Here is a 12794-nt window from a genome sequence, read left to right on the forward strand (position 1 = left end):
TAAAGGAGCGTCTTATGACTAAGTTTAAAGTTGTTCACTACATCAACCAGTTTTATGCTGGAATTGGTGGTGAAGAAAAGGCGGATATCCAACCATTCTCAAAAGCTGAAGTAGTAGGACCAGGTCTTGCTTTTATGAATTCATTTGGCGATGAGGCAGAAATCGTCGGCACCGTCGTGTGTGGCGACAGTTTCTTTAATGAGAACTTGGATAGTGCCAAAAAGGATGTATTAGATCGGATTAAACAATTTGAACCAGATATCGTTATTGCAGGACCAGCGTTTAATGCAGGCAGATATGGTATTGCTTGCGGGGAAGTTGCTCAAGCAGTCATGTCTGAACTTGGTATTCCAGCAGTGACCGGTATGTATGAAGAAAATCCGGGAGTTGAGATGTACAAAAAGGCTGCCTATATCGTACCGACCAGAAACAGTGCGGCTGGTATGAGAAAGGCGGTACCTGTGATTGCCAGTCTTGCGTTGAAATTGTTGAAAAAAGAACAAGTTTCGCCAGAAGCGGATAATTACTTTGTTCGTTATCGTAAAAATTTTCAGGATGAAAAACGTGGTTCAGCAAGAGCCGTTGAAATGCTCGTGCGTAAATTGAAGGACGAGGAATTTACGACTGAATACCCAATGCCTGAATTTGATAACGTCGCGCCAGCCACCGCGATAAGTGATCTGTCAAAAGCGAGAATTGCGCTTGTAACTTCTGGCGGAATTGTTCCTAAAGGCAATCCAGATCGAATTGAATCGAGTAGTGCATCAAAGTATGGAACCTATTCCCTCGAGAATGTTGATACACTAACGGCAGATTCTTACGAAACGGCTCACGGCGGGTATGACCCTGTTTATGCAAATCAAGATCCAAACCGTGTTTTGCCATTAGATATAGTGAGAGAAATGGAAAAAGAAGGCGTGATCGGCAGCCTGCATAATTACTTCTATACAACGGTTGGTAACGGAACGGCTGTTGCCAATGCGAAGAAGTATGCGGCTGAGATCGCTCAAAAATTAGTAGCAGATGGAGTCGACGCTGTTATTTTAACCTCCACCTGAGGAACCTGTACGCGTTGCGGTGCAACGATGGTGAAAGAGATTGAAAAAACAGGCTTACCTGTGATTCACATTTGTACAGTTGTTCCAATTTCACAAACCGTTGGCGCGAATCGAATCGTACCAGCAGTTGCAATTCCTCATCCTTTAGGAAATCCAAGCCTAAGCTTGAAGGAAGAACAAAAACTACGTCGCGGCATTGTCGAGAAAGCCTTAAAGGCAATGACTACACCAGTAGATGAACAAACCGTTTTTGAATAAATGAATACTGCCTGAGTGAATCATCACTCAGGCGGTTAATTGAGCAGAAAGGAGTTCACTTAATGTATGACGTAATAATCATCGGCGGCGGTCCTGCTGGATTAACCGCGGCTATCTATAATGCAAGAGCTCGTTTGAATGTTTTACTTTTAGAAAAAACAAAATTAGGGGGACAAATCGTTTCAACCCATGAAATCGCCAATTTTCCCGGATCAATCAAACAAACTGAGGAAGAAACCTCTGGACCAGAATTGATCAAACGTATGGCTGAACAGGCTGAACAATTCGGGGCTGAGGTTCAGCTTCGGAAAGAAGTAACGGATTTAGAACTTGATGGGAAAATCAAAAAAATCACTTGTAAAGATGGTAGTGTCTACGAATCCCATGCAGTTATCTGTGCAAACGGTGCGTTTCCAAGAGAAATTGGCTGTAGAGGTGAGCGAGAATTAGCTGGAAAAGGCGTCTCCTATTGTGCAACCTGTGATGGGGCCTTTTTTGAAGATATGGAAGTTTATGTAATCGGAGGAGGAAACTCGGCGGTTGAAGAGGCAATGTTCATTACCACTTTTGCTCGCAAAGTTCACATTATTCAAAATCTGAGTGAGTTAACGGCAGACGCAATTGCTGTCGAACAAGCCAAGGCCAATGACAAGATCGACTATATTTTCGATTCCGTAGTAGAAAGTATCGAAGGCGACGGAATGGTCGAGGCGATGACAATTCGTAATACGAAGACCGGTGAGTTCACTCGTTTTGAAGCAGACGAAGAGGATGGCTTATTTGGAATTTTTGTCTTTATCGGCAATGTGCCCAGCACCAAATTATATGAAGGCAAAGTTCCATTAAATAAATACGGATACATGATTACTGATGAGGCGATGTGTACGCCAATTGAAGGCGTCTTTGCGGCTGGCGATATGCGACCAAAAGTATTGCGACAAGTGGTGACTGCGACTGGTGATGGTGCGATCGCCGCCTTCTCAGCTCAAAAATATGTAGAAAAAATCAAAAGGGAGGTACCAACAGCATGATCGAGTTAACTATTGATAATTTTGGTGTAGAAGTATTGGAACAGGAGACGCCTGTATTAGTAGATTGGTGGGGAGAGACCTGTGAAAACTGTCTAGCTTTGATGCCTGATGTGGAAGAACTGTATGACCAGTACGGAGATAAAATTCGTTTTACAAAATTTAATACCTCGCAGAAAAAAGTTCGTCGTTTTTGCATTCAACATAAGATTTTAGGGCTGCCGGTTATTTCGATTTATAAAAATGGTGAAAAGGTCGATGAAGTAGCGAAGGATGACTGCACGAAAGAAGCCATCGAAGAAATGATTCAGAAATACATTTAGGGCGGGATGCTTATGAATTATGCGACTTTACGTGGAGCGAGTTATGTTTTAGTTCATACACCAGATATGATCGAGCACAACGGCACCACACAAACAACAGAGAAAATTACAACCCCAGATAGTCCATATTTGGCAAATCTATATGATCATATCCGTAGTTATGATGAGGTAGTCAATTATGCACCAAACCAAACATTTATTGGAAATCTAAGCTATCAAGAATTGAAAAATCTGCCACAGCCATGGGTAAATCATTCCATTGAAGGCAAACGTGAAGGGAAATTCGGCGAGATTATGCCGGAATTAGAATTTTACGGCTTATTACAGATTGCCGATGTTTTTGAATTGGTGCATTTAGAAGAAGCTTTTGCAGAAGAAGTTCGAGCGGCTTTGGCGGCACATTCGCTTTTTAAGGAGGATGTAGATAAAATTAAAAGTGAAAAACCGCTTGAGTGGATCGAAAATGAGTTGGCTGAAAATGATGCCGAAGGATTATACTATGATCGAAAATTAGTCGGCTGTGTCAGTCCTGCTCACCAGATTGACGCGAATTTAAACGCTCATGTGATGCTGGAAAATCTTGTGGTAAAGGCAAGTGGTGTTTTGGCATTGCGACAATTGATAGAAAAGCATCAGCTTGATCCTAAAGAAATTGATTATGTGATCGAGTGCAGCGAAGAAGCTTGTGGGGATATGAATCAACGAGGTGGCGGTAATTTCGCTAAATCGATCGCTGAGTTATGCGGCTGTGTCCATGCGACAGGTTCCGATATTCGCAGTTTCTGTGCTGGCCCGACACATGCGTTGATTACCGCAGCTTCTCTAGTAGCAGCGGGTACGCATAAAAACGTCGTGCTAGTAGCCGGCGGGGCAACTGCCAAACTAGGAATGAACGGAAAATCACATGTTGGCAAAGGCTTTCCAATTTTGGAGGATGTCTTAGGTGGATTCGCCGCACTGATCAGTGAAAATGATGGCGTGCATCCGATTTTGCGACATGATTTGACTGGTAAACATGAAGTTGGCAGTGGATCGAGTCCTCAGGCGGTGACAACGGCCTTGATCGCCAGTATTTTAGAAAAGGCTCAATTAACCATCAAAGATGTCGATGTTTACTCAGTAGAAATGCAAAATCCCGATATTACGAAACCAGCAGGAGCTGGGGATGTTCCGTTAGCAAACTTAAAAATGATTGGCGCAATCGGCGTTTTACGGAAAGATATCGAGAAAAAAGATTTGATGACTTTTGTTAATGAAAAATCACTAGTTGGTTGGGCGCCGACGCAAGGACATATTCCTAGTGGGATTCCTTATTTAGGGTTTGCCGCTGAAGATTTGGTTGCTGGTGAGAAAAATCGTGCCATGATCGTTGGAAAAGGTTCGCTCTTTTTAGGACGAATGACAAATTTATTTGATGGTGTATCGATCTTAATTGAACGAAACAATGGAAAAGTATCAGATGAGAATCAGCAGGATTTAGAGGAACTAGTTAAACGAGAAGTTGCGCAGGCCTTGAGAAGTTTCGCTGCCAATCTTTCAGTAGAATAGAGGTGGATTCAATGTCTGATCAAGTAAAAGAAACAGTCAAGAAAGTGTTTGAAGATTTGGCGACTAGTCTAGAAACCGGACGAATGGAGTCCAGACTCAAAATTGGCTTGACCATTGATGGCAGTGAGCTCGGTATGGCTGTGATGAAACAGGCTGCTTATACCAGTAAGCAAAAGAATCTTTTTGATGTTGTATTGATCGGAAGTGACGTTGACTGGGCGAAAGATTTCGAGCACTACTCGACAGCCGACTGTCAAAAGGAATCCTCTGAGTTAATGGAGGAATTGCTAGACAGCGGAGAAATACAAGGATGTGTCACGTTACATTATAATTTTCCAATCGGTGTTTCCACTGTCGGAAAAGTTGTTACTCCAGCTCTTGGTCGTGAAATGTTTATTGCCACAACGACCGGGACGACTAGCGGTGTTCGCAACGAAGCGATGGTGTTGAATGCGATTAATGGAATTATCGTAGCAAAAACTTGCGGTATCAAGCAACCAACTATTGGGATCTTAAATATTGAGGGAGCAAAAACAGTTGAACGTTCATTGACTGAGTTACAAGAAAAGGGGTATGAAATTAACTTTGGCGAAAGTCAACGTGAGGATGGCGGAAAAGTTCTACGAGGGAACGATTTGTTATTAAGCAGCGTTGATGTTGTTGTTTGTGATAGTTTGACTGGCAATATTTTGATGAAGCTTTTCTCAGCAAGTTCAAGCGGAGGAAATTACGAAACGACAGGCTCAGGCTATGGTCCAGGAATCGGAAGAAATTATGATCGCAATATTTGTATCATCTCTCGTGCTAGCGGCGCTCCTGTGATTACTAATGCTTTAGAGTATGCTTACGAGTTGGCTAAAGGAAAACTTGATAGGGTAAGCTTGACGGAATATCGGAAAGCTGATGAAGCTGGACTGAAGCAAATTTGCTCAGAGCTAACCGCAACTGCAGTACCCGAAGCGAAGAAAGAGATTGATCCGCCTGCTAAGGAGATCGTTACCAGTGAAATTGCTGGGATCGAAATCATGGAGTTGGAGGATGCGGTAAAAATTCTGTGGGAAGCTGAGATTTATGCTGAAAGCGGAATGGGCTGCACTGGGCCAATCATCTTAGTTAATGAGAAAAATCTGATAGCTGCTCAAAATGAATTGAAAAAAGCGAATTATTTATAGTGAGGGGACCAGTTCAGTAATTGAGCTGGTTTTTTGCTTTGTTAAAGCAAGAAGTTTTTACTTTAAAGGTTCATTAGAATTAGATGGAATGTTTTAAAAAGAATTTCAATCCCGCCTTGACTCTCCAGTTGCGGAAGAGTTTAGACTAGATTGGTAAGGGGGGAATCAGATGAAACCATTGAGATTAATCGGTCTCACACAAAACAATTTGCAACATCTTTCATTAGAGATCGAGAAGAACAAGCTGATTGTATTTACAGGGGTGTCAGGTTCGGGAAAATCTAGCCTAGTATTTGATACAATCGCGGCTGAAGCACAACGACAGATGAATGCAAATTACTCTGCATTTGTACGGAATCGGATGCCTAAGTTCATCAAACCGAAAGCAGAAAGGATTGAGAATCTGAATCCTGCAATCGTGATCGATCAAACTCCTTTAGGTGGGAATCAACGCTCTACAGTTGGTACGATTACCGAGACCTATTCTCTATTACGTTTGTTATATTCCAGAATCGGTCAACCCCACATTGGGTCGGCGAGCCAGTTTTCATTCAATCATCCTCAAGGCATGTGTCAAACATGCTCTGGACTAGGCCGTGTAAATCAAATCAATCTTGAAAAATTAATCGATCGTGAAAAATCTTGGAATCAAGGCGCGGTTAATGATACTAGATACGCGGTTGGAAATTGGTACTGGAAGCAGTATGCAGCGGCAGACTTTTTTGCTAACGATCAGCCGTTAAAGGATTTAACCGTCTCTCAATGGAATCAGTTAATCTATGGGCATCCAGAAAAGGATTCGATTCCACTTAATCCGAAATTGGAAGGAATCTGTCGCAATTATGAGCGGATTATTTTGAAGCGCGATCTGTCCGAGCGCAGCAAAATGTATGAGGAAAAATTGAAGGAATTGTTGTATGAAGCGCCTTGTCCGGATTGCGAAGGTCGCCGTTTGAATCAGGAAACCTTGTCTGTGAAAATTAACGAGTGCTCCATTGCAGACTGTGTTCAGATGGATATGAATCAACTACTACTGTTTCTAAATCAACTATACTATCCTGAAGTGAAAGAGGTCATCGATGAAATTAAGCGACAGGTTCAACGGCTAATCGATATAGGATTGGATTATTTACAATTAGATCGGCAAACTCCGACCTTGTCTGGTGGAGAAGCACAACGAGTGAAATTGGTGAAACATATGGGAAGCGCGTTGAACGGCATGTTCTATATCTTTGATGAACCAAGCACCGGAATGCATGCGCGTGATGTTTCTCGTATCAATCGGCTGCTACAGGATCTTCGAGATAAGGAGAATACGGTATTTGTGGTGGAGCATGACCCAGATGTTATTGCAATTGCTGATGAAGTCATTGATATTGGTCCCTTGGCAGGGAAACAGGGCGGAGAAATCATTTTTCGTGGAGATTATCCAGCTCTACTTCAATCAGACAGCCTAACGGGAAAAGAAATTTGTCAGACATTACCCATCAATACTGAGCCTCGCAGCTGGCATGAAAAAATGACAATCAAAGAAGCGAATTTACACAATTTAAAAAATGTGACAGTCGATATTCCCAAATATGTATTGACAGTCATCACTGGCGTAGCTGGCTCAGGAAAATCTACACTAATTACAAAAGTCTTGCCCGAACAATTTCCTAATGAAATCTCCATCATCAATCAAGCACCAATCAAAGCGACGAATCGTGCCACTCCAGCTACGTATTTAGGTATTTACGATGAAATTCGTCGGACCTTCGCTAAAGCAAACAATGTCCCAGCCGGTATGTTCAGTTTTAATTCAACTGGAGCTTGTCCAACGTGTCATGGCAAGGGAGAGACACTGGTGGAGTTAGTTTTCATGGACCCTATTGTAAATGAATGTGAAGCTTGTGGAGGGAACCGATTTTCCGATGAAGCGTTAAGCTACCGTTTAAGAGGCTGTACAATTTTAGATGTACTAGACATGACACCGAAAGAACTGCAAGATTTCTATGAAGGGCTTGGCAGTAGAAAATTAATCGAAAAACTTCAAGCCATGATTGATACAGGACTAACCTATTTGCCAATTGGTCGAAATTTAGTCACACTTTCTGGCGGTGAACGTCAGCGGTTAAAACTAACCAAAGCAATCACACAAAATGAGTCTGTGTTTGTTTTAGACGAACCGACAACTGGTCTACATCTATCAGATATTAAAAAATTAAACGAACTATTTCAACGAATGGTAGAAAACGGGAATACATTGATCATCATTGAACACCATAGTGAAATTATCAAGCAAGCCGATTGGATCATAGATATTGGGCCAGATGGTGGTGTGAACGGTGGCAACGTTGTTTTTAGCGGTGTGCCTGAAGATTTATTAGAAAGCGGAACGATCACTGGTGAATACTTGAAGAAAAGTAGTGAAATGATCAAAAACTCGATCTCCTGCTAAGGCAGCAGGAGATTTTTGTTTAACAGAACTTGGATTGGTTAATTTTTTGCGGTCCAGTCTTTGATAAAAAACAGTTCACAGATTATAAGTTAAAAAAACGTTTAGATTGACTTTTTTAAGGCCACAAGTTCAAATAGTCTTAGTGAATATTCTTTCATTTTTTAAAAGATATTGGATGGATTTGTCACTTTTTGAAAGCCTTTTTTTGTTATACTTAAGAGGGGATGATTGTGATGGATCGATTAAAAAATATCTGTTGCTATGCACCCATGATGGTGTACGCAACACCAGAAGTAGAACTAAAAGTAGATAAATTGTGTTTGGATATGGTTACATTAGCCGCAAAAGGCTGGAGTGTGGATCAGTTATATTATTATGTTTTGGCACGCAGCAGTGAAGTAACAGGAATAGAAATGGTATTATCGGCGGATTCTAAAGGATTAGTCATTGTCTTTCGGTCAGAGCAAGAAAAACAGGAGGTGGAAGAATATGCCAGTGAATACTTTTAATTTAAGCCTCATTCATCAAAAGATGTGTGATGAATTTATTGCAGATATCTGGATTTTTGCCATTCAAAAATGCATGGATTTGCCTGAAGCATTTGTTGCGGCAAGAGAAGATGAACAACTTAAATACTTCTACCGTTTGATTGATCAGAATGAAGAAATGTCTTTGTATGTACATGAAGAATTGGGACTTGATTGTTAGTCCCGATTCTTTTTTCTTTTCAAGAGCAATTGCTTCTCATAGCAGAAGGCTTGTATACTTAAGGGAATAAATCCGTATCGGGTAAAGGTGTGAAGAAAACGGAATTGAAGGAGGCAAATTTTATGAGCAAAACGCTCCGATTAGTATTTCCTCAATGGCAGGGAGGAAATAATCCAAATTATCTTTTTGGTTCTGAATTGTTGAGACATATTGTTCCGCAAAGTAATAAAGCAGAGACAATTCAAATCACAGTTGATGAAAATACCTCAAAAGAATTACTGCTTGAAAATGGTGTAATTGGTGGGAATAGTTTATTAAAACAGCTGTCAGAGGCTTCGAGGGTTCTAACGGAAAAGCAACCTGAAAAAGTCATTACTTTGGGTGGGGATTGTTCCATTTCTCAAGCTCCCTTCGATTATTTACATGGAAAATATTCTAACTCGCTGGGAATTCTTTGGTTGGATGCGCATTCCGATATGTCGACCATTAATGACAGTCAAAAAGGGCACATGCATGTACTGGGGAATCTTTTAGGTCACGGAGCACCACAGTTTGCCGAAAAAATTCGCCACCCCTTCACAGTCGAGCAGGTTATGCTCGCGGGGCTAAAATATGAAGAACTGCGTCCGTGCGACCACCAAGTCGATGATTTGAAGATGAATTATCTCACACCAGATAAATTGGTGGAGGATAGTTATGCAATCATTAATTGGATGAATCAAAATCAATTGAAGCACTTGGCGATTCATTTTGATTTAGATGTATTGTCTCCTCTGGACTACCGGTCGATTAATCCTGGTAAACCATACTTGGATGTAGAAAAATTTCTTGCCCCGATTGGAACAATGACACTCGAACAAATTGCCCGGATCATTAGGGATGTTTCTGAAAGAGCTGAAATCGTAGGGTTTAGTATCGGTGAATATTTACCTTGGGATGCGATCAATTTACGCAAAACTTTAGAGAACGTAGAGATATTTAAAGAATGAAAAAAGTCAGCGTGGATTCGCTGACTTTTTTAAACATGATCATCATTATTCACGATCTCATACTTGATTCCATCTGGATCGTTAAAAAAAAGAGCATAATAATTTGGTCCATGTTGCGGAAAAATTTGTGGCTCATCTAAAATCTCAGCACCAAGTTCAAGTACCTTTTGATAGATTCGATTGACTTCATTTCTAGAAGGAGCTTGGAAGGCGATATGATGAACCGCTCCGGGTTTTCGTCTATGGATTGTTTCCTCTTGATACTCTTTAAGAGGTGAACAGATACCAAAATCATAGGATTGATCGAGATATTCGATAACATTCATATCCAAATCTTCTAAATAGACGTTGATTTTTTTATTCAAATCAAAGCCCAAAGCCTCCATCAACCCATCATAAAATACTTCAGCCGTATCAATATTCTTCACCGTAACTTGCAGATGATCCACTTTCATAGGTAATGCCATTCTTAACTCTCCCTTCAAAAAAGCTATAGTTTCCAATAAGTCCTGCCATCAACAGTTCGACCTAAAATTCCGTATTCTATGAGATATCGTCTAATCGTAACATAATCTTCGAACATCCTCGAAATAATCTCATTGATTTCTTTTTCGCTATATTGTTTTTCAGAAGTAAAATTTTCTGCGAGTTTTTGAATGAGAATAATTCGCTTTTTTTCTTTTTTTGGAATTTGATTGGCTTTACCATTTTCGTCGAGAAAAGTTTTAAAAACTTTTTCTCTTTCCTTTTCTGTGGAAATGAATCGTTCATCAGAATCAATGATGGAATTCGCTATAAAATTTCCCTGATCTTTTTCTTCAATGGATTCCAATAAGGCTAACAAAATTTTGGCCTGCCGTTTCTTTTCTTTAAATTTGAAGCGATGATTCCTTACGGCAGAAGTTGTAATATTCAGCTGTTCGGCTATTTCCTGATCATCAATGTCTTTATTAAACAGCGTCAGAAAGGTTTTCTGTGTGTCGCTTAGACCTGTTTGATTTTTATCAAGATTGATCAACGCGTCAAAAGGGCCGTGGTGTTCATGTTTTATATGATAAATCATTGCGCCTTCTGCTCGGGCTAGTTGGCTGTTGCCTTCATTAAGCGGGTAGACGAAGCGATCATCAAAGGTTTGATCACAATACAAGCATTGGAAAAGAAAGTCGCCTTTTTTTGAATAGCCTTTTTTTATTTCTTTGATGGTTAAATCACTCTTCATAATAATTCCTCCTATTTAAATGCTAACATATTTATTTATAGTTTGCAAATAAGGTTGCAAACGTCTTTAAAGTTTTATAAAGATAAGTGCTTGACCTTCACGTAACGTCAACGATTATGATTAAATCAAGGAGGTTACCATAATGAATAATTTTAGTGTAAAAATAATTGATACTTTGTCTTATTATGAAGCGTGTCTGCAGGGTCAGAAGGATGAAAATACTTTCCGCTATGAGTTGATGCAACCTTTCGAGGAAATGTGGCGGTATTTAAGTGTTCCCCTCATGCCAAAAACTTCGGGAGGCTATGATGTTTTGATGGCATCAGAGATGATGGGCATCTGGACGCCGCGAAAACGTAGAGAGTTGATTGAAACTAAGGTAAAACCTTTAAAAGACACGAATATTTTCGGAGAATGTCGTCAAGTTATAGAAAAAAGCGCACAGCTTTTCACTGACATTGGCTATCAAATACCGATCGAAGACTTTGTTGTAAATATCTTGCTCGGTGATCCGGAAAACAGCGTCTTGATGGCAAGTGAAGGGTATAGCGGATTTGGCGGGATACCTGGGTATATTTTGTTAATCGTTGTTCCGAATGAATTCAATCGCACACGACTAAAATCTGCTTTGGCACATGAGTTTAATCATAATATTCGGTTTACCTATGAGCCCTTTAATCATGGAGATGTGAGCGTCGAAGATTATTTAGTGATTGAAGGCTTAGCGGAGGTTTTTGCCGAAACGCTTTATGGCATCGAACATCGTGGACCATGGGTACAAGATTACGACCAGGAAGAATTGGACTATACGATCGAAGTAATGAAGGGTGGACGTAATGCTCGCGGCTTTGATCAGGTTTCTGCGTATATGTATGGGGATGAAGTTGCCCGTGAGCAGGGGTATCAACCTGTAGGACTCTCAAGAAACGCTGGATATACAATTGGTTATCATCTCATAAAGAATTATTTGAAAAATACTGGAAAAACAATAGCTGAAGCGACTTTGACACCCAGTCGAATTCTTGTTCAGGAATCAAGAATTTTTGATTAGAGGCTAGAAGATTTTAAATAGCAATCGTTTTTCTAAAAAGAGTATGCTATACTTTTACTAATTGAATGACACTAGGGGTGCTTTTGAAGCTGAGATTATACCCATTGAACCTGAAACAGTTAGTACTGGCGCAGGGAATGTGTGATGTTTAGAATTTTGCACCCGACCGTTTTTTTGCGGTCGGGTTTTCTTCAGTATGCGTGTTTTGTGCAGAGAGCCTCCTTTTCATTCTTATGAGAATAAAGGAGGTTTTTTATGTTGTGACTAGGAGACGTTGGAAGAGTCGTATCAAGTGGGCGTACTAAAAAAGTTAATAAGAGGAGATAGAGAATGAATTTTACAAAAATTGCGCGTCAAGAAGCAGCATCATTTTGGAAAGGAAGCTTTGAGCATCCATTTATCACGGCATTGGCAGATGGAAATTTGGCTCCAGAAATTTTTCGCTATTATTTACTTCAGGATCGCTATTATCTTGAACATTTTAGCAAGCTTTATCATTTAATTGCGGAACAAACAAATGATCGGGAAGTGCAGGAGCAGTTGCAAGAAAATGCTGAAAATCTTAAGCTAGGTGAAATGGCAATTCGCAAGGAGTTCTTTTCAGAATTAAGGATTACTGAACATGAGATTTTGACTACACCGATTGCACCTACAGCTTATCATTACGTTTCGCATATGTATCGACAGTTGATTGACGGTACACCAAATACTGCTTTTGCAGGGATGCTTCCATGTGCCTGGCTGTATCAAGAAATCGGTGTTCGTTTGATTGACACGGGCTCTCCTAATCCTTTGTATCAGCGCTGGATTGAGACCTATGCTGGTGAGGCCGCTGCTGAAGGGATAAAAAAGGAGTGTGCGCTCTTAGATCGTCTATATCAAGAAAGTTCAAGCAAAGAACAGCAGCAAATGATCGACGCCTTCGTGATCAGTAGTAAAATGGAATACGCCTTTTGGGAAATGGCTGTTAAATTAGAAAAATGGTAATGCATCAAGAGAT

At 40.5% G+C, this 12794-nt stretch carries 13 protein-coding genes and 1 riboswitch; of the genes, 11 read left to right on the plus strand and 2 right to left on the minus strand.

The window, feature by feature from the left end:
• Positions 1–14 precede the first annotated feature (14 nt).
• The 9 genes from grdB to OMU_RS10460 all read left to right on the plus strand — a co-directional run bounded on the left by grdB (position 15) and on the right by OMU_RS10460 (position 9524).
• Positions 15–1316 (plus strand): glycine reductase complex selenoprotein B, encoded by a 1302-nt coding sequence (gene grdB / locus OMU_RS10415; RefSeq protein ID WP_081638477.1) that lies wholly within the window; start codon positions 15–17, stop codon positions 1314–1316.
• A 62-nt stretch (positions 1317–1378) separates the two neighbouring features.
• Complete coding sequence (locus tag OMU_RS10425) at positions 1379–2347, plus strand: NAD(P)/FAD-dependent oxidoreductase (RefSeq protein WP_016179875.1); 969 nt, start codon at positions 1379–1381, stop codon at positions 2345–2347.
• Positions 2344–2667 carry a thioredoxin TrxA gene (gene trxA, locus OMU_RS10430; protein ID WP_016179876.1) on the plus strand — a complete coding sequence of 108 codons (324 nt, stop codon included), beginning with the start codon at positions 2344–2346 and terminating at the stop codon, positions 2665–2667. The genes OMU_RS10425 and trxA overlap by 4 nt, the downstream gene beginning before the upstream one ends.
• A gap of 12 nt (positions 2668–2679) precedes the next feature.
• On the plus strand, positions 2680–4215 hold the full coding sequence (gene grdC, locus OMU_RS10435) for a glycine/sarcosine/betaine reductase complex component C subunit beta (RefSeq protein ID WP_016179877.1): 1536 nt from the start codon (positions 2680–2682) through the stop codon (positions 4213–4215).
• 11 nt (positions 4216–4226) lie between these two features.
• Entirely contained in the window at positions 4227–5387 is a 1161-nt protein-coding gene (grdD, locus tag OMU_RS10440; protein ID WP_016179878.1) for a glycine/sarcosine/betaine reductase complex component C subunit alpha, read from the plus strand.
• A gap of 169 nt (positions 5388–5556) precedes the next feature.
• Positions 5557–7827: an ATP-binding cassette domain-containing protein gene (locus OMU_RS10445; protein WP_016179879.1), complete on the plus strand. Its 2271-nt coding sequence runs from the start codon at positions 5557–5559 to the stop codon at positions 7825–7827.
• A gap of 233 nt (positions 7828–8060) precedes the next feature.
• Positions 8061–8336, plus strand: a complete 276-nt coding sequence (locus tag OMU_RS10450) for a hypothetical protein (protein WP_171030587.1) — start codon at positions 8061–8063, stop codon at positions 8334–8336.
• Entirely contained in the window at positions 8317–8535 is a 219-nt protein-coding gene (locus tag OMU_RS10455) for a hypothetical protein (protein WP_016179881.1), read from the plus strand. The genes OMU_RS10450 and OMU_RS10455 overlap by 20 nt, the downstream gene beginning before the upstream one ends.
• Before the next feature lie 122 nt (positions 8536–8657).
• A complete protein-coding gene (locus tag OMU_RS10460; protein WP_016179882.1) occupies positions 8658–9524 on the plus strand; it encodes an arginase family protein in 867 nt (288 codons plus the stop codon).
• 29 nt (positions 9525–9553) lie between these two features.
• Here the strand turns inward: OMU_RS10460 and OMU_RS10465 are convergent, their stop codons facing one another.
• On the minus strand, positions 9554–9991 hold the full coding sequence (locus OMU_RS10465) for a VOC family protein (protein ID WP_016179883.1): 438 nt from the start codon (positions 9989–9991) through the stop codon (positions 9554–9556).
• A 23-nt stretch (positions 9992–10014) separates the two neighbouring features.
• Positions 10015–10743 carry a DUF2087 domain-containing protein gene (locus tag OMU_RS10470; RefSeq protein ID WP_016179884.1) on the minus strand — a complete coding sequence of 243 codons (729 nt, stop codon included), beginning with the start codon at positions 10741–10743 and terminating at the stop codon, positions 10015–10017.
• A gap of 142 nt (positions 10744–10885) precedes the next feature.
• Here OMU_RS10470 and OMU_RS10475 point away from each other — a divergent pair, with 142 nt between their 5' ends.
• Entirely contained in the window at positions 10886–11794 is a 909-nt protein-coding gene (locus OMU_RS10475) for a DUF2268 domain-containing putative Zn-dependent protease (RefSeq protein ID WP_016179885.1), read from the plus strand.
• Positions 11795–11857: 63 nt separating this feature from the next.
• Positions 11858–11949, plus strand: a riboswitch (TPP riboswitch).
• Positions 11950–12124: 175 nt separating this feature from the next.
• Complete coding sequence (gene tenA, locus OMU_RS10480; RefSeq protein WP_016179886.1) at positions 12125–12781, plus strand: thiaminase II; 657 nt, start codon at positions 12125–12127, stop codon at positions 12779–12781.
• Positions 12782–12794: the final 13 nt, after the last annotated feature.

The sequence above is a fragment of the Enterococcus avium ATCC 14025 genome (genome assembly GCF_000406965.1).
GTDB classification, from domain to species: domain Bacteria; phylum Bacillota; class Bacilli; order Lactobacillales; family Enterococcaceae; genus Enterococcus_A; species Enterococcus_A avium.